14 protein-coding genes and 1 pseudogene are annotated in these 16292 nt (G+C 41.1%); 6 read left to right on the top strand and 9 right to left on the bottom strand.

All coding sequences use genetic code 11. From position 1 onward, the window contains the following. Positions 1 to 115: 115 nt before the first annotated feature. Positions 116 to 769, top strand: coding sequence for a tail fiber domain-containing protein (locus DPF90_RS02115; protein WP_114784165.1), 654 nt, complete (start codon positions 116 to 118; stop codon positions 767 to 769). 62 nt (positions 770 to 831) lie between these two features. On the opposite strand, the gene DPF90_RS02110 is transcribed toward DPF90_RS02115, so the two are convergent. Both DPF90_RS02110 and DPF90_RS02105 read right to left on the bottom strand, forming a co-directional pair. Beyond that, positions 832 to 3942: an HD domain-containing phosphohydrolase gene (locus DPF90_RS02110; protein ID WP_114784163.1), complete on the bottom strand. Its 3111-nt coding sequence runs from the start codon at positions 3940 to 3942 to the stop codon at positions 832 to 834. A gap of 337 nt (positions 3943 to 4279) precedes the next feature. Then, entirely contained in the window at positions 4280 to 5584 is a 1305-nt protein-coding gene (locus DPF90_RS02105) for a dicarboxylate/amino acid:cation symporter (protein WP_114784161.1), read from the bottom strand. 670 nt (positions 5585 to 6254) lie between these two features. Here DPF90_RS02105 and DPF90_RS02100 point away from each other — a divergent pair. Then, positions 6255 to 6722: a YaiI/YqxD family protein gene (locus DPF90_RS02100; protein WP_114784159.1), complete on the top strand. Its 468-nt coding sequence runs from the start codon at positions 6255 to 6257 to the stop codon at positions 6720 to 6722. Positions 6723 to 6855: 133 nt separating this feature from the next. Here the strand turns inward: DPF90_RS02100 and DPF90_RS02095 are convergent, their stop codons facing one another. The 3 genes and pseudogenes from DPF90_RS02095 to DPF90_RS02085 form a co-directional block, all read right to left on the bottom strand. Beyond that, on the bottom strand, positions 6856 to 7491 hold the full coding sequence (locus DPF90_RS02095) for an OspG family effector kinase (RefSeq protein WP_114784157.1): 636 nt from the start codon (positions 7489 to 7491) through the stop codon (positions 6856 to 6858). Between the two features lie 151 nt (positions 7492 to 7642). Further along, positions 7643 to 7810: pseudogene (locus DPF90_RS20415) on the bottom strand (GNAT family N-acetyltransferase); the annotation flags it as partial. Between the two features lies 1 nt (position 7811). Next, on the bottom strand, positions 7812 to 8432 hold the full coding sequence (locus DPF90_RS02085) for a substrate-binding periplasmic protein (protein ID WP_240314441.1): 621 nt from the start codon (positions 8430 to 8432) through the stop codon (positions 7812 to 7814). Between the two features lie 341 nt (positions 8433 to 8773). Here DPF90_RS02085 and DPF90_RS02080 point away from each other — a divergent pair, with 341 nt between their 5' ends. The 3 genes from DPF90_RS02080 (at position 8774) to DPF90_RS02070 (ending at position 12210) form a co-directional block, all read left to right on the top strand. Beyond that, positions 8774 to 9025, top strand: coding sequence for a hypothetical protein (locus tag DPF90_RS02080; RefSeq protein ID WP_114784153.1), 252 nt, complete (start codon positions 8774 to 8776; stop codon positions 9023 to 9025). A 476-nt stretch (positions 9026 to 9501) separates the two neighbouring features. Continuing rightward, positions 9502 to 11544, top strand: a complete 2043-nt coding sequence (locus DPF90_RS02075) for a TonB-dependent siderophore receptor (RefSeq protein ID WP_114784151.1) — start codon at positions 9502 to 9504, stop codon at positions 11542 to 11544. A gap of 36 nt (positions 11545 to 11580) precedes the next feature. Continuing rightward, positions 11581 to 12210 carry a PepSY-associated TM helix domain-containing protein gene (locus tag DPF90_RS02070; RefSeq protein ID WP_114784149.1) on the top strand — a complete coding sequence of 210 codons (630 nt, stop codon included), beginning with the start codon at positions 11581 to 11583 and terminating at the stop codon, positions 12208 to 12210. Positions 12211 to 12263: 53 nt separating this feature from the next. Here DPF90_RS02070 and DPF90_RS02065 read toward each other — a convergent pair whose 3' ends face one another. The 3 genes from DPF90_RS02065 to DPF90_RS02055 are packed head-to-tail and all read right to left on the bottom strand — an operon-like array spanning position 12264 to position 13734. Continuing rightward, a complete protein-coding gene (locus tag DPF90_RS02065) occupies positions 12264 to 12710 on the bottom strand; it encodes a copper chaperone PCu(A)C (protein WP_114784147.1) in 447 nt (148 codons plus the stop codon). Beyond that, positions 12710 to 13309, bottom strand: coding sequence for an SCO family protein (locus tag DPF90_RS02060; RefSeq protein ID WP_114784145.1), 600 nt, complete (start codon positions 13307 to 13309; stop codon positions 12710 to 12712). Before DPF90_RS02060 ends, DPF90_RS02065 begins: the two co-directional genes overlap by 1 nt. Next, positions 13306 to 13734 (bottom strand): hypothetical protein, encoded by a 429-nt coding sequence (locus DPF90_RS02055; RefSeq protein ID WP_114784143.1) that lies wholly within the window; start codon positions 13732 to 13734, stop codon positions 13306 to 13308. Before DPF90_RS02055 ends, DPF90_RS02060 begins: the two co-directional genes overlap by 4 nt. A gap of 299 nt (positions 13735 to 14033) precedes the next feature. Between DPF90_RS02055 and DPF90_RS02050 the strand changes: the two genes are divergently transcribed. Continuing rightward, positions 14034 to 15305 carry an HD-GYP domain-containing protein gene (locus DPF90_RS02050; RefSeq protein WP_114784141.1) on the top strand — a complete coding sequence of 424 codons (1272 nt, stop codon included), beginning with the start codon at positions 14034 to 14036 and terminating at the stop codon, positions 15303 to 15305. Between the two features lie 19 nt (positions 15306 to 15324). On the opposite strand, the gene DPF90_RS02045 is transcribed toward DPF90_RS02050, so the two are convergent. Further along, on the bottom strand, positions 15325 to 15975 hold the full coding sequence (locus tag DPF90_RS02045) for a DUF2057 family protein (RefSeq protein WP_114784286.1): 651 nt from the start codon (positions 15973 to 15975) through the stop codon (positions 15325 to 15327). Positions 15976 to 16292: the final 317 nt, after the last annotated feature.

The raw sequence follows: 16292 nt of genomic DNA, 5'->3' as shown, positions 1-16292 counted from the left end.
GCATAAAATCTGTTTAATATTTGAGCTAAGGTGGAGTTTTTATGTATTCAACTTGTTTCATTTTTGTTGCTAAAAGATACTCTAGCCAATTTTTAAACATAAAGAGTGACATATAATGAAGCAAAGTGGTGTTTTTCTGTCCTTAAGTTTGGCTTTTTTCCCGCTAATGAGCGTGGCACAAGAATTTAGTATCTTTTGTTATGATCAACAAGAAGATGAGTGGGACTGGTCGGAGAATAAACAGGTGTTTGACTGGCCAGTGATGACCCAAGAGCAGCCTTGGGAAAACAGCTATTTCAAATTTGTACCCATTTCAGAGAGCACATACAAATCTCTTGATGGTTTCTGCCCTCAAGGTAGTGTGCCCCAGCCGGCGGAAGGGAACTTTTCGATCTGGAAAGTTTTTTATGTTTCTGATGGTCAGCGTTCGTATTTTGCGCCGGGAAAACGTTCCTACCACACCCTGATTGACCATGTTTTTCTTCGCTTTAGCGATGCGAACCTAAAAGAAAATGTGCAGCGCGTTACCAATACGCTGGATGCATTGAGAGAGATGAATGGTTATCGTTATAACTACATTGATAAAAATGAAAGAACTGAAATAGGTTTGATTGCCCAGGAGGTTGAGCGATTGTACCCTGAGCTCATTTATACACATTCTGAATCTGGATATATGCAGGTAGATTATAGAGGAATGGTGGCAATTCTCTTAGAATCGATAAAAGAGCTCGATGAGCGAGTGTCCGACATGGAAAACAAGCAGCCTTAGTAGAGCAGTAATAGTTGGTCTTACATGTATAATACTTCGTTGAAAAATGAATGAGATTGGCGTTATGTACGATTCTCAACGTCAATTTGGCTGCGATCTAAAAAGCGCTCTGCGTAAGATATGTGCAAATTTTGTTCTATGAACAGAGTGAAAAGGTCGCCATCGATATGTTTGTTGGTGACCATCTCTTCCATGATAGCGATGGCTTTACTGAGTGTGAAGGCTTTTTTATAAGGGCGGTCGGCGGCTGTCAGGGCCTCAAATATGTCTGCAATTGCAAGAATTCTTTCTTTTACCGAGAGTTCATCTTCGTCCAGCTGACGAGGATAACCTTTACCTGCCAGTGTTTCATGATGTGTTGTTGCAAGTCTGGGTACTTGCTTTAGGTCATCAGGGAAAGGCAGACTTTCTAGCATTTTAATTCCGCTTACCATATGTTCATTGATTCGGTAGCGATCTTCTTTGGTTAACGTTCCTCTTTGAATTGATAAATTATAGATTTCGCCATGGTCACTCAAATATTCAGGTGCTTGCATCTTAATACCATAATCGTAACAAGGAGGGTGAAAGCGGGGTATTTTGTGCTCTGGTAAATCTTTGAGTAATGTTTGCATTATAGAGGATTCAGATAGGCGGTCTTTTTCGACAGGAGAGAGGCCGATAGTATCATCAAATTGACGACACCAAGTTTGGGCCCCAATTTTTTTGAGTTTGATGATGTCTTCATCCGTTACGGGGCGATCGCCTGTATTTAGTGATGCGACAAAAGTAAATTCCTCTTGAAGCCTGACTTGTTGTTCCTTAATCCATGAGAGAACTTGGTTTTCATCTTCACCACTAGCTCTTTTCATATAGCCCTTAATGGTAATATCTCGCCACAAAACCTCAAAGCGCATACGTATTTCATGTAAACGGTTGTAGTTGGCCTCAAGTTTTGTGCCTTTATCGACAATATATTCTGGTACGGTTATCTTACCGCAGTCATGCAGCCATGCCGCCATTTGAAATTCTCGTTTTTCGCGCTCATTGTTAAAACGAAAGTCACTAAAGGGTTGTTCTGTTGAGGTTTCTGCGGCTTCTGCAAGCATCATTGCAATGACTGGAACTCGGTTGCAATGGCCTGCGGTATAGGGAGATTTATCATCGATTGCTCTTGCAATAAGCTGAACAATAGAGTCAAGTAAGGCCTCCTGTTGTTTTTCATGAGCTTGTAATTGATTAGCCATTTCTACGACAGAATCAGATAGCTGTGAAATTTCTCTAATTCTACTTTTGACAGGTTGAACCTGATTGTAGTTACGATTTTGTATCTTTTGTGTTTCTTTTTTGAGTGACCGGATCGCCTGAATCACAGGAGTACCAGATAGCCACGCGAGCCATAACATAGGTAGCATGATTAATGCAGATATCCCCGTGGCGTACAAAACCTGACGTACGACTTGGCTGTGAAGAACGGAAACGGGTAGCGTTATGGCCAAGAATTCACTGGGAGAGGAAGAACCTACTGGTTGCAGATAAACATAGGTATTTCCTGCTTTTGTGGTGGTACTGATTAAGCTGCCATGTTGTGATGGCGATGCCATTAGATCGTAAAAGGCAGCATGAGGAATGACTCTATGTTTTGTTGCAGAGGAGTCACCGAGCCATTTGGCGAGGAGAAACTCTTTTTGTGTATCGTTAATTTGTTTGATAGCACGATTAATTATGGGTAATAAATTGGCGTAGCCTTGATTGAGTGCTATGTGAAACTCGGTTTCAAAACCCTGATTGAACGGAGCGATGTCTTCGATGACAGTCACTCCATCAGTGAAATATTGATGTACTGCGTGCTTGAGAATGGCACTAGTGTCAATAAAACCTTTTATTTTTCCTGTTTTTAAAAGGGTCAAGCCCTCAAATGAGTCGCTGACTTTGATGATTTCTATTTCGGGGTAATTCTTTTTGAGGCTTGGGATAATAGACCAGCCCGACAAAATGGCTAACCTATCGCCATTAAATGCTTTGAGATCGTTAACTTGTCCTAAATTGTCCGCAACTAAAATACCAAAGGGTAGAGAAAAAATCGGGTCACTAAATACCCCTTTAGCATAGCCATCTTTGTGGTATTGAAGAGAATGTAAAGCATCGAGCTTATCGTTATTGAATTGGCTAACAAGTTCACTCCAATCGAGCCCGTTACTAAATGCCCATTGTATACCTGTCATCTGGCCTATCATTTTAACCATATCAATGGCATAGCCTATTGGCTCTCCGAGTACACTATAGTCAATGGGCGCCCAATTTCTTTGATTGGAAACACGCAAAGGGCCTAAACTTTCAATCAGAGCTTTTTCTTGTTCTGTCATCGATAAAAGAGGCAAAGTAGGTAAAGGTTTCTCTTGAGGAGTCGGGTGAGTATCGGCGAGAAGTTCACCTGTCTGACGAAAAACATAGGCTTCGCTTAGCTGCTCTTCAAATGTTTGGTTAAGTATGGTGGAAAGGGTTGAGAGTAATACATCGATTCCTATTACTGCTGTGCCTGAGGTATTTTGAGTGGCGTAAGTTTGTCCGGACATAGCCACTTGGCTAAAAATATAGGGCTCGGTTTTAATGACTTTGTCCGCTTGGGCATGAGCCTTTCTATACCAAGGTCGCAGTGAAGGGAAATAGCCACTTAACGTTTCTTCGGCTTTGCGTACCTTAAGATCCTGACTGACGAAAGAAACCGTTTTCTTTCGTTGCCCGCCTTCTGTTTGTTTAACATTAACCATTACCCATCTGTCGTCAGGTTGTGCGTCCATACTTTTTCGTAATGTCTGTTCGACATCAAGATTGATGATTTGGTAAAAGTCATCATCTTTTGTACCAAAAAAGACACTATAAAGCTCAGGAGTTGCCTCTAATGTTGCAAGAAAAGCAGGTAACCACTGCTGATTCTTGTTGAGCGGATCGATGACTTGTGCAAGTGTGAACGCAATGTTTCGCATACGGGTGTCAGTTTCTTTCATGGTGTCACTGACATTCTCGGCAACGGTGGAAGACTCTTTGAGTTGATGCTCTTCTAACGTTTGATAGATAAAGTGATAATGAATGGACAGTGCTAGTGTTGCGGTAAGAGCGGTGACCAGCAATAGTAGAGATCCAATGGTTACGCGGATCGAAAAAGTTTGCTTCTTGGCTTTAGGCTGAGTCATGAATGTGTTCCAAATCTGATAATGTCTTACCGCAAATAAATACGGACTAAAAGCGTGTCAGTTAACTGGAAAAAACGTATCGAAAGCCACTAGAAAAAGTATCGATCCGCTTGAAATTATTCTTTGATTACCAATTCTATGAGGTGATGTTAGTCACTCAATCAGTGTTGCTAACCTCATAAAATTAAAGACATGTTTGGGGTTATTTGCAAAGTATGTGTTGCTTGGTTTTGGATTCTGTGATCAAAAAGCCCCGAAACATGTGTTTCGGGGCTTGACGCTTTACTTATGAAACCTATGAAATCATTAAGTATTAATGGTCATTAGGATGGTTTCTCTATGCTTCTGAGTGTTTTAGATTCACTTGTTCTTCTTTTTCACCTGCTAGTGGGTTGTTAAAGCGTTCTTCATCGAGTGCGCCTTCCGACTTAGCAACGATGACGGTAACTGCGTTATCACCTGTGATATTAACTGCAGTTCTGATCATATCAAGCAATCGGTCAACACCCATAATTAACGCTATACCCTCTAAAGGCAGGCCAACTTGGTTAAGTACCATAGCAAGCATAACTAGGCCGACTCCAGGTACGCCCGCAGTGCCAATAGAAGCGAGAGTAGCGGTTAGGATAACCATTAGGTAGTCACCCATGGTGAGGTCAATATTAAACGCTTGAGCAATAAATGCTGTTGCTACACCCTGCATGATCGCCGTACCGTCCATGTTCACTGTCGCTCCAAGAGGGATAGTGAAAGAGGAAATGCGGTTATCCACGCCCATACGATTTTTCGCTGTTTCCATAGACACAGGGATGGTTGCATTTGAAGAAGCAGTCGAAAAAGCAAACATAATCGCATCTTCCATTTTCTTCAAGAAGGTAATAGGACTTAGGGCAGTAAAGCCTTTTAGCATCAAGCTGTAGGTAACTAGTCCATGAAGAACTAGGGTGCCGGCAAGAACCAAGAAATATTCGGCAAGGTTTGTTATGGCGCTTAACCCCAAACCAGTAAACAGTTTAGCCATTAGGAAGAAGACACCGTATGGAGCAAGATTCATCAGTAGTGCGACAAGCTTCATAATGACTTCGTTTAAATCGGCAAATACGGATGCGATTCTTTCACCAGGTTTTCCTGCGGCACTGATTGCAATACCAAACAGTACTGCAAATACGATCACCTGCAGAGTTTTACCTTCAGCCATAGAGCTAATAGGGTTAGTCGGGAACATGTTGATAATAACTTGTCCCAAAGAAGGTGCTTCGGCTGACTTAAACGAACTGGCAGCAGTGAGGTCAGCTCCTGCGCCCGGCTGGAAAACACTTCCCATAACAAGAGCAAAAGTGATAGCAATAGTTGTCGTCGCAATATAAAAAGCGAGCGTTTTACCACCCATTCGGCCCAAGGTCGAAAGATCTTTAAGTGAGCTTGTACCACAGACCAGTGAAACAAAGACTAGCGGTACAACAAGCATTTTTAAGCTGGCGACAAAAATTTGGCCACCAACGTCAAACAATCCATTGACTATGTATGTGTCGACAAATCCGTTGTCGGCGAAAAGGCTGCGAATGGCAAATCCTGTCAAGATACCCGCTACCATACCTAAGATAACACGGCTGGTGAGCGACATAGGTTTCTTGGTATTCATCGTGAACACTCCTTATAGTTATTCACCTTGAGTTCACTTCAAGGTGCTCGGAGGGTATCAGGCGAAGAGAAAAATACGAACGTAAAATTTATTGTTAGATTTGTAGATGTGATACACATCACTTAAATCGCATAAAATTTAACTAATGGCTAACATTTTTTGATGATTTTGCTGATAGATTTAATCCTTACTTTACACAAAAAGACGTTTTAGCTCAAAATGGCGACATTATCTTCATATTATTCATTTTGTGTATACTTTTTCTTTAAATGATCTATATTGAATTATAATTCATAAATGTTTAATTTTAATGCAGTCGGTGTTTAGAGTTAGCTTTATGAATTATTACTGTACGTATGACTCTGGAGCTCAGTTTTGAATGTGGATTACTCTTTGTATTGACTTAAATGTCAATTTTGTTGGGTTCTGCCAGCTAATAACTTTGTGTCTTAGATTAACACGTCTGTATATTACCATGGTAACAAGTGCATAGTTAGTGGATAGTGTATTACGATTTTTCGTTTAAGCAGCGGACCTAGGGTTTTGTTACCTCAATTTCATTCATCGTGTTTATAGATTGTTTTATGCCCCTATTAATAAAGGTAGCCCTACCAAGAGCATGACTTTTGCGGTTTAATGGAGGCAATTGTAGTATTGGGAAGAATAAGTAATGAAAATATGGGTAGATGCTGACGCGTGTCCAGTTGTGATTCGTGATGTATTATTTCGTGCATCTGAGCGAACAGGGGTCGAAGTGACGTTGGTGGCAAACCAGTTTATTCGCACTCCAGCATCACCAAAAGTGACCATGCTGCAAGTTCAGCCTGGCTTTGATGTAGCAGATAATGAAATAGTGAAGCGCTGCGAGAAAGATGATTTGGTGATCACCAGTGATATCCCTTTAGCCGATGAGATCATAACCAAGGGTGGACATGCATTGAGTTCTCGTGGCGAGCTATTTACGAAAGAAAATATTAAGTCTCGCCTTAGTATTCGCGATTTTATGGAAACCATGCGCAGTAGCGGCGTACAGACAGGTGGACCAGCTCCTTTAAGTCAAGCTGATAGGCAGCAATTCGCTAATCATTTGGATAAGTGGTTAGTACAAAGGCAAAGAAATTTAAAGTTGCATAAATAGGGCACTGCCTGTCCGCTTTACACATTATTAATAGCTTTAGTGGCGAGCTCTTCAGAGCTCGCGGATATTTAATCTTCAAAGTTTTATTTTTGTGTTGAGTAGAAGGTGAAACCTACATCGACATCACACAGAGTTAGGCACCCAATTTTCTCATTATTTGTCTAAATCTTTTTTCGTTGTCTATGTCCATCATGGCTCTGCCATGATATGAACTCTCATAGTAAGAATCATAGGCATTAGATAAATCAATTGGCCAAAACCTGTTTGAGTCTTTATCGAACATAATGTTGCCAGAATGCAGATCTCCATGAATGATACCTACATCATTTAGATCAGATATCATTTGGAAAAACAACGTACGCGCATTATCTGGTAATTCAGATGGATCGCACTTATCTAAAGACACCCCTGGTACTTCTAACATGCGTAAATAAAGCCCATCCGCTTCTTCTATCACTTCAGCGCTTCCTTCTCCATAGATACGAGTGAATAGGCTACATTCTTTTTGCGCGATCTCGTTGGCAAATCGGCTAAAGCTTTTTAACACAAACCCTTCATGAGCGATATCTCTTCTAACCTCTCCGCATAAACCACTGCCTAGCATCTCTCCCTTTTTTGTTTGGGGCATGGTTAAGGATAAGCCGAGCTTTTTAGGACGCTTTTTATTGGATACAGAACGTACCTTGTTTGCCAAACTAAGTTCATCAGTTTGTTCTCTATGGCCCCTATCTTGCTGATTGACGATACTACTGATTGTGTTTAGATACATGTTTCCACCCAAGATATTCAATTAATGTCATATTTTATTGGTGGGGCATATATTAATTCAAGCTTTCATCATGATAATAAGTGTAAAACTTTGTATTGGAGTTTGAATAAGGTCATCAATTAGTTACGTCAGAAGACTTTAAAGAGGTGAGTTAAGCATGATTTTTAGTACAGAGTGTCATCAGAGTTTCTGAGACGTCCTTTCCTTCTATACGGTAGCAATCGGTCATTTCACCTATAATTTTGAACCCAGACTTTAAATACAGGTTTTTCGCAGGAAGATCATCAGAAAGAACATTAAGATCTAACCAATCGATAGCTCTATTTATACTTGGCCAATATATTTTTCTCTCGCTTTTGAGCACGAAATTTTGACATGTGCTTTGAAAATTCTTTAGTGATATTTCTAAAGCTAGACTTTTTGGAAATACATAATAAAAACGAGACCGTATCAATGGTTACGGGGAGTTCCATGACTAAATTTCGTTTATCATGAATCGCTAAGAGATATTCTGCAACAACTTGGTCAGTGGCCACTACATCACCTCTGCGCTTTGCAAGCATACTTAACGAGGTCGATAAGTCTGATTGAAGGAGCCTAGTATAGGGCCCTTCTGAGAATTTAGAATCCCCCCACCCATTTCCTACATAATCTAATATTTTGAAAGCTTTGAGGTCTTCGATATCTGACACAGTTTCTAGCTGGTGTTGACGTGGGTGACCTTTGTATGTGAACAGGGTTATTGGGCCAATAAAAACCGGCACCTCTGCAGCATCGACATATTCTAATCTAGCTGGTGTGGGGAGAGAGATAAAGGCATCAGCTTGCCCATTAAAAACCATTCTCTGTGCACGTCCCCATGGAAAGCCTTGGTGAGATACGACTAACCCCATTTCTTTTTCCAATATTTCTTTCGCAATATCAACCAGGATCCCTTCCATCTGCCCATCTGAGTTTTTATATGAGTAAGGTGGGAAAGAGTCATAATAAACAAGTCTCAGTGTATCGTTTCCAAAAGAAAAAAAACTAATGAAAATCAGAGACAAAATGGCTGTTTTACGAATCATAGTCGATGTAACGCTGAAAGTTGTATTGATACATAAGTCAATATTAGTGTGTCGAGAGAGAAAGAGCGAGTAGGTTGATGCGATGTATTAAATATGAAAACTATAAAGAGGGTTGTCGGCTGCGAGCACAAGCAGTAAACTTATTATTTTGGATGTAAATAAAAACTCTGATTTTTATAATAAAAAATTCCGATTTAGTTTAATGGAGATGGATAATGAACGAGAGTTGGGCGAATTTTTTTCCGTACTTTGCTGGAGCTTTTAAGCTTATCATATTAGGTATTGGAGCCTTTTTAGCAATTAAGTGGCATTTTGATGAAGAGATAAGGGTAAGACAAGCAGAAGGTATGGTGTTTGATAATAACCCAAGTTTGATGAAAAAGTTGGCTATGAAATTGAGTATACCATTTTTTCTTAGCTTTTTAATTCTTGTCGTTATTTATTTGACTGACAGGCTTCTCTACTAGCAGAGTTTATTACGACTTTAAATCATTACTAATTGCAAATAATTCACTATACACTACTGAATACCTTAACTGGTAAAATCGAAGTATTAAGCACCCAGATATTTTCTCTACCTCTAAGCCTTGATTTCGTTTTGTTCTAAAGTGGTCTTTCAATTCATCATTCTGGTGGAAAGACATGAACGAATGACGCCGCTACTTTCTTTTCCGTTCCCCAAAGTTTGCATGATCGCTTATTTTTCATCCATGTCTCTATGAGACCTGGTGTGATTTTCTGACCCACTTACTAAAACCACGTCTTTCCCAAGGCCAATAGCATCATTGCTTCTAGTAATAAATAAGGCTAGTTAAACCTCTGTTTTTCTTATAAAGGGTGCTTACCATTTACATTTATTGACATTTTTATCTTTAGGTGATGTTTTATAAATGATAGTGTTAATGATTCTCAATTGCATTTATGCTCGTTATATAAACACTTTATGAAAAACAACATTAAATTCAATCTAATATCTATGGCTATTATGGCCGCTAGCACTCCTGTTTTAGCCGAACAAGAAGAAACAATAACCGTTGTTGGTGAAAGAACTCAGCACTCTCAAGTGACTACGGCTACTAAAGTCGCAACACCTGCAAAATTGGTTCCTCAGACCATTGAAAGCCTGCCTGTTGAAGAAATCACCGCCTTTAGTAACAGCACTCTCAGTGAAGCCCTGGTTGGTATCCCTGGCGTTAATGCTAGCGGCGATACTCGATTTGATGGCTTAAATATTCGTGGCTTTAAAGCCTCTAATGATTTCTATTTAGACGGATTTAGAGATGACATGCAGTACACGAGAGATCTTGGAAATATAGAAACAGTCGAGATTCTAAAAGGGCCTGCAGCTGTTCTCTATGGCAGAGGTAGCTCTGGCGGTATTATAAATCGAGTCACCAAAAAGCCAGAAGCTGGTCTAGGTTCTAAATTGACAACTAGGATTGGTAGCCATGATTTCTACCGAGTTGATGCTGACCTCAATGGTGAAGTGAATGATGACGTTCAGGTGCGTCTTAACATGTCTTATGAAGATGCAGGCAGCTTTCGTAAAGGTGTCGATAGCAAGCGAAATATGCTTGCTCCTTCCGTTAACTGGAATGTCAACGATGACGTGACATGGCTTGTTCAGTATGAACGTCACGAATCAGAACGTGTTCCAGATAGAGGAATTCCAAGTGTTAATGGCTCTCCCGTTGATGTTCCAATTGATACGGTATATAGCAATACAGACCGTGACTACATAAAAGACATTGCCCAATCAGCACGCTCTAGACTCACTTGGCAGATTAATCCTGAAATGCAGCTTCGCCATCTTTTTAGTTATACCAATCTTAGTAGCGAATTTGATAACACTTATGTATCAGGTGTAGAGGCGAACGGAGATTTAAAACGCTCTCGCTGGCAGCAAGATTTAAACGCCAGTAACTTTTCAAACACTTTTGAATTAGAGAACCAATTCGGCACTGGTATCGCTGAGCATAACTTGCTCCTTGGCTGGGAGCAGTCATGGCAGGAACGTATTCCCAAATTATATAAACACTCTGGTACCATTCCAACTGCTAATGCCTACCAGCCGGATATGATACCTAGCTATGATGGCTCCATGAAGCTTCAATTTGATTCTGAGCACAAAGTAGAAAGCTATGGTTTGTACCTTCAAGATCAGGTGACAATTGGCAACTGGATTGCTTTAGCAGGTATAAGGTATGACGACTTTAAAATTAAAACTCATAAGAATACCGATAACTCTGAAGAAACTGTTTCTAATACAAGTTGGAGCCCTCGCCTTGGCCTAGTTTGGAATCCAGTTGAAGAGCATGCCGCTTACCTTTCGTACAGCAAGACGTTTTCACCTGTCGGTGGTGGTCTTATCGGTATTAGTCCGGGTAAAGAGGCCAATCAGTTAGACCCTGAGCATACCCGTTTATATGAAACAGGCATTAAAAGTGATTGGTTTAGTGGATCTCTTGCAACGACTTTGTCGGTATACCGCCTAGAGATGTACAACCGAAGAACTAGAGACCCTCTAGATCCAAGCAAAATCATACTTACTGGCCTGCAAAGAACTGAAGGTATCGAGCTGTCGTTCAATGGCTTTATTACCGAACAAATTACGGTGAGAGGTGGCGTCGCATACCAAGATGCAGAATTGGTAAAAGCGGAGGGTAATGTGCAAGGTAACCGCCCAACCAATACCTCTCAATTGAATGGTCAATTGTTTGTTGGATATAAGCAAGAATCTGGTTTGTTTGGTGAAACCGGGTTTATTGCGGTTGGCGATAGATTTGCAGATAAAAAGAACGAGGTCAATCTACCTGGCTATGCTCGCTTCGATGCCCGCGTTGGATATGAGTGGGATAACTGGATTGCCCAGCTAAGTGTCGAGAACCTCTTGGATAAAGAGTATTACGTCAGTGCTACGAGTGCTAGCCAGATCATGCCAGGTTCTCCGAGAGAGTTTTACCTAACGACGAGTTATAAATTTTAACCAAAAGGTATGGCCAGAAAATGCTGGCCATTTTTTATGAAAAAACGCAGATTCCCCCTACATAACAACAAATGGTTACGCCGAATACATGCATGGACTGGAATCGTACTGATCCCTCTCATGCTTCTTTATGGCCTGACGGGTTTGTGGCTTCAGCATAGGTCAACACTCAAAATACCGGGTCCCAAAACCGAGATGATTGACCAGACCCTTAACTTAGATCATCCGTTTAACAGTACTCATGAGTTTAAGTCTTTCTCTAGAAGTCTATATCTCGACTGGTTTGATGATACTGAAGTGATGGTGAAAGAGTCTATATCCTTACCTACCAAGGCCGGATCCATTTCTATTCCACCGGTGTGGAGCTTAAGTAAGGTTGGTCTTAACGGTAGTCTTCGTGTTTATTACGTGCCAGAAACATTGGTGGTGAGAATGAAACAGCAAGATCCTAATTTTGGGGCTTTCATGAATAGACTTCATCGAGGAATGGGGACTGGGATAAGCTGGCAGTTCTTTGGGGATTTAGCCGCCCTATCTCTGATTTTATTCTCGTTGACGGGCTTATTTATGTGGACCAAGTTACATGGTACCTCAAGGGCTGGTGTCGCTTTGTTTATCTCCGGGATAGGGGCAACGCTTACCATTGTACTTATTAATCTATTGTAATTGAAAAGAAATAGATCACCCAACGGGGTGATCTATTTTAGGTGGCAAGCTAATTAGTGCTGATGCTTCATGCCGCTCATCACCTTTTTGATAGGGGCAGAGACGACTTTCTTTTCGCCGTTAGCAAAGGTGAGGGTGACATCAATATTTTCACCTTCAGCTAGAGGTTTTTTCAGGTTGAACAACATAATGTGCAAGCTACCAGGCTTTAATTCGATCATGCTATTCGCTGGGATAGTGAGCTTATCGACTTGACGCATCTTCATTACGTCGCCTTCTTTTATGACGTCATGCAATTCTACTTTGCCTGCCGCTTCTGTTGTTGCTGAGACTATCACACGATCTTTATCGCTGTGGTTCATGATTTCACTGAACACTGCGCTGGTTGCAGCATTAGGCGGAGTTGCGCGTGCATAGGTATGTGAGAACATAATGTCGTCGCAAGCATTAGCAAGTGGGCTAAGAGCGAGAGAAGCGAGAAGTAGGGCTTTGAACTTCATTACGAATTTCCTTGTGAAGTAAGTGTTTTCATTGCTTGGACCAGAGGTGCTGGTGTCAGCGTGTGCGGCACTTTAGTGATTAATTTGCCGTCTGGTTTTAGGAAGTAAAAATAAGAGCTGTGATCTAGGGTGTATTTGAGCTCTGAATTTTTTAACTGAGTTTTACGGAAAATGACACCGTATTTATGAGCTAACGGCGTCGTGACATCCAATGGCGCTGACAACCCCTCTATCATAGGATGAAAATATTGTGCATATTTGTATGAATCTTCCGCTGCATCTCGCTCGGGATCGAGGGAAATAAATACAGGTCTAAATTTCGATTTGGTTGAATCATCAATTTGGTTGAACGCACCTGCCAGCATGGCAAGCGATGTAGGACAGACGTCCGGACAGCGCGTAAAACCAAAATACACGATACGAATTCTTGAGTCCTGTTGATCAAAAATAGAAACAGGCTTGTCATCTTTGCCAAACAGAATAACTTCTTTGCTTGAGGCTATGGGAACCTCTTCGTCGGGCTTTGAATCCAGATAAGAGTTAATGCCAAATCCGAGTGCAAATGCTGCGACTAAGATTAACGACCATTTTTTACTCATTGTTCCATCCTAATTGATGTGTATATACTTTGCTGACCGTCAGTGATCTCCCCAACCCAAGTCATAGTGGTACTGGTGCAGACTGGGAGCGTCACTGACCCGCTATATTGATGAGCACCGCTTTTGTCGAGCTTAAACATTAGGGTCCCCATCTCCATTTCATAGCCCTGCAATACTACAAGCAGACTTTGTTCCTCAGTACTTGGCCAATCAATGATGAGTTTGGTCGGGACTAAAGGTTGGCTAATATCGCGATCAGCTTCTACACGAATATTACCAAGTTCACAAGCTTGAGTCGTCAGAGGGCAATATTCTGACAAAGGTTTGACTTGCGAGCGTGTGCTCACCCAACGATAGAGATCACTTGCAAAGAATCCTACACCAAGGGTACAGACTACCAGAAAGAGTTTGAGTATCGAAGGCACAGGACATTCTCAGTTTAAAGTAAGCGTTGATCCTATCACTAGACACAGATAAATGGCCAAGCCGAAAAAGAAATTTGTGCGGGCCGTCAATGAGTTATTTGTTGATAAAGAATGACCCAATCTAAAAGCACGCAATAATGAAATTAAGTGCTTAAAAAGCCAAACCTTAAATGTAGCACGCCATTCTCCCCGATATGCAATAGACATCACATTTATATGAGTGCTAATTATTTATGTGTAGTCTTGGATAAATGGTTTGGTTTAGCCTGTTTAAGCCAGATGAAGTTGAGTGATAAGAGATGGATGTACTGCTTGATAATGTCAGTATAGACTTGCGTAACTTGTTGTTTGAGATTGCTATTGCCCTTGATGCTGTTGGGGTTGATGATATCCAGCATGGCTATCGTGTTGCGTATATGGCCTATCAATGTTCTAAGAAAATGGGCTGGGAAGAGGAATTTTCTCAAGTTTCTTTTTCGCTTGGGTTGCTTCATGATTGCGGTGTATCTCAGCCTAAAGAGCGCGCATCGTTATTCGCAGCAATGCAACCTGAGAATGTACAAGCACATTGCGACAAAGGATACCAACTTTTAAAGGCTTGTTCGCCTCTGTCAGGACTCGCTTTGCCCGTCTTGTATCATCATACCGAGTGGCGAACGCTGGCTCAAGAAACTCGACCTTCGCCAGTTGACAAAAAGCTCGCCAGTTTGATTTTTATATGTGATAGGGTGGATTTTCTCTATCTCGGAAGCACTCTTGACCAATTTGGTAATCTCACAAAAAACGATAAGAACCTAATCATTGATGAACTCGCTGAACACTCAGGTTCCTTATTTGAGCCTAGTCTAGTGATTTGTATGTCAGAGCTTATAAACAGTGATGACTTTTGGTTTTCTATGCAGCCAGAGTATATCGAGACTTTAGCCAGTCGTTTTCCAAGCGTGCCTTTTTTTTCGGCGCGAATGGGCCTAGAGGATTCTATTTCAGTTGCTGAACTTTTTGCGGAGATTGTTGATACAAAAAGTCCATTTACCAGCCAGCATTCCCGTAAAGTCGCCAACCTTAGCGCCTTTCTTGGCAAAAAACTAGGTTTTTCGGCCAAGGCGCAGCGTATGTTGTATCTAGCTGGGTTAGTGCATGATATCGGCAAATTAAAAACGCCTTCGGTTGTTCTTCATAAACCAACAGATTTGACCAAAGAAGAATACGCATGTATCAAACGTCATGCGACAGATACCAGGCATGCCTTGATGAATATTTTTCAGTCTAGCCAGATCGTGGATTGGGCAGCTAATCACCATGAGAGGCTTGATGGTACCGGATATCCTCTCGGAAAGACGGCGAAAGATATTGACTTACCCAGCAGAATCATTGCTGTTGCGGATGTTTTTCAAGCTTTGACTCAGTCTCGGCCTTATCGTGATGGTTTAAAAATGAGTGAAGCTATGCCAATAATACGCGCTTTGGTTGAAGCGGGTAAGTTAGACAAAGTAGTGTTTGAGTGTTTACGAGCACATGAACAGCATTGCTTCGGAATCTCAACTGGTTATGTCGAAGAAGCCAGCGTTTAAACACGCTGGCAATTGCGTCTTATGAGCCGTTACTTAGCAAGAATTGTTTGAAGCGAGATTGGGTTTCAGCATCGGCTTTGTTGTACCAAAAATGCAACATTTCTTCAGCTGTTGAATCAGTCTCTAGATTTTCACTCGCCGTTTTGTTTGCTGACGATGGTATTGTAGAGGAAGTCATGGTTCCAACTGCTGCCACACCACCTCGACGGTTATAGTCGGCTAGCTCTAATTTGAAATTTCGACCAACCTGCATCCCATCTTTAATGAGTTTGTCTTCTTTGATTGTTAAAGCTGCGCCACTTGCTGTGGTTAGCTGCCACTTAAGGTTTTTGATTTCCTTTTCACCTTCATAGCGATCTTTGTACTTAGGCAGATCAAAGTTTAGTTCGGCATCGCTGGTATTAAATTTAGCAATAATTGGATCGCTTTCTAGGATGATACGATCGCTACCTTGAGTGAAGTACGGCTGGTAACGAAATAGTATTTGGTTTTCTCCATCAGGCAGAGTGAGGTTTTTTGTTGAAGAGAAGAAACTGCCAGAAAGCTCTGGCTTACTATCGTTTACCACCAAGACATCGATAGTGTCTGGTACTGTAATAGTCACATCAGCCATAGCTAGATTACTTATCGTTAGAGCTGCCGCAGCCAGTAGTGTTGGTTTGATGTTCATGACTCGATCCACTTTGTTTGGAAAGCGTACACTTTGCCTAGTGCTATCCGATATTTCAATTGGAGGAATGTCAAAGTGATAAGATTTCACGGAAAGTTAACTTTCCTAGTTAATAATTGGATCACTAACTAGGGATAATCTTTATAAAGTTTCGGTCGAAATCCACTTTAATATGTAACACAGTAAATTTGCTTCGCGAATTTTTAAGCTTGACTCGAAAACAATGTTTATTTTTTTCTTTAAAAAAAAAGTCTCTTAAATACTCAAACTATGTCCATCGGAATGTGACAAGAGGTTGAGTTAGCTGATCACGCTCC

This window comes from Vibrio tetraodonis, assembly GCF_003350295.1.
GTDB lineage: Bacteria > Pseudomonadota > Gammaproteobacteria > Enterobacterales > Vibrionaceae > Vibrio > Vibrio tetraodonis.
The sequence above is the reverse complement of the archived record's forward strand: the minus strand, read 5'-3'. Positions and strand labels throughout refer to the sequence as shown.

Bases quoted from the DNA above. Each gene is read 5' to 3' on its own strand.
- DPF90_RS02115 (WP_114784165.1), top strand. From the start codon at position 116: ATGAAGCAAAGTGGTGTTTTTCTGTCCTTAAGTTTGGCTTTTTTCCCG.
- DPF90_RS02110 (WP_114784163.1), bottom strand. From the start codon at position 3,942: ATGACTCAGCCTAAAGCCAAGAAGCAAACTTTTTCGATCCGCGTAACC.
- DPF90_RS02105 (WP_114784161.1), bottom strand. From the start codon at position 5,584: ATGAATACCAAGAAACCTATGTCGCTCACCAGCCGTGTTATCTTAGGT.
- DPF90_RS02100 (WP_114784159.1), top strand. From the start codon at position 6,255: ATGAAAATATGGGTAGATGCTGACGCGTGTCCAGTTGTGATTCGTGAT.
- DPF90_RS02095 (WP_114784157.1), bottom strand. From the start codon at position 7,491: ATGTATCTAAACACAATCAGTAGTATCGTCAATCAGCAAGATAGGGGC.
- DPF90_RS02085 (WP_240314441.1), bottom strand. From the start codon at position 8,432: ATGGAAGGGATCCTGGTTGATATTGCGAAAGAAATATTGGAAAAAGAA.
- DPF90_RS02080 (WP_114784153.1), top strand. From the start codon at position 8,774: ATGAACGAGAGTTGGGCGAATTTTTTTCCGTACTTTGCTGGAGCTTTT.
- DPF90_RS02075 (WP_114784151.1), top strand. From the start codon at position 9,502: ATGAAAAACAACATTAAATTCAATCTAATATCTATGGCTATTATGGCC.
- DPF90_RS02070 (WP_114784149.1), top strand. From the start codon at position 11,581: ATGAAAAAACGCAGATTCCCCCTACATAACAACAAATGGTTACGCCGA.
- DPF90_RS02065 (WP_114784147.1), bottom strand. From the start codon at position 12,710: ATGAAGTTCAAAGCCCTACTTCTCGCTTCTCTCGCTCTTAGCCCACTT.
- DPF90_RS02060 (WP_114784145.1), bottom strand. From the start codon at position 13,309: ATGAGTAAAAAATGGTCGTTAATCTTAGTCGCAGCATTTGCACTCGGA.
- DPF90_RS02050 (WP_114784141.1), top strand. From the start codon at position 14,034: ATGGATGTACTGCTTGATAATGTCAGTATAGACTTGCGTAACTTGTTG.
- DPF90_RS02045 (WP_114784286.1), bottom strand. From the start codon at position 15,975: ATGAACATCAAACCAACACTACTGGCTGCGGCAGCTCTAACGATAAGT.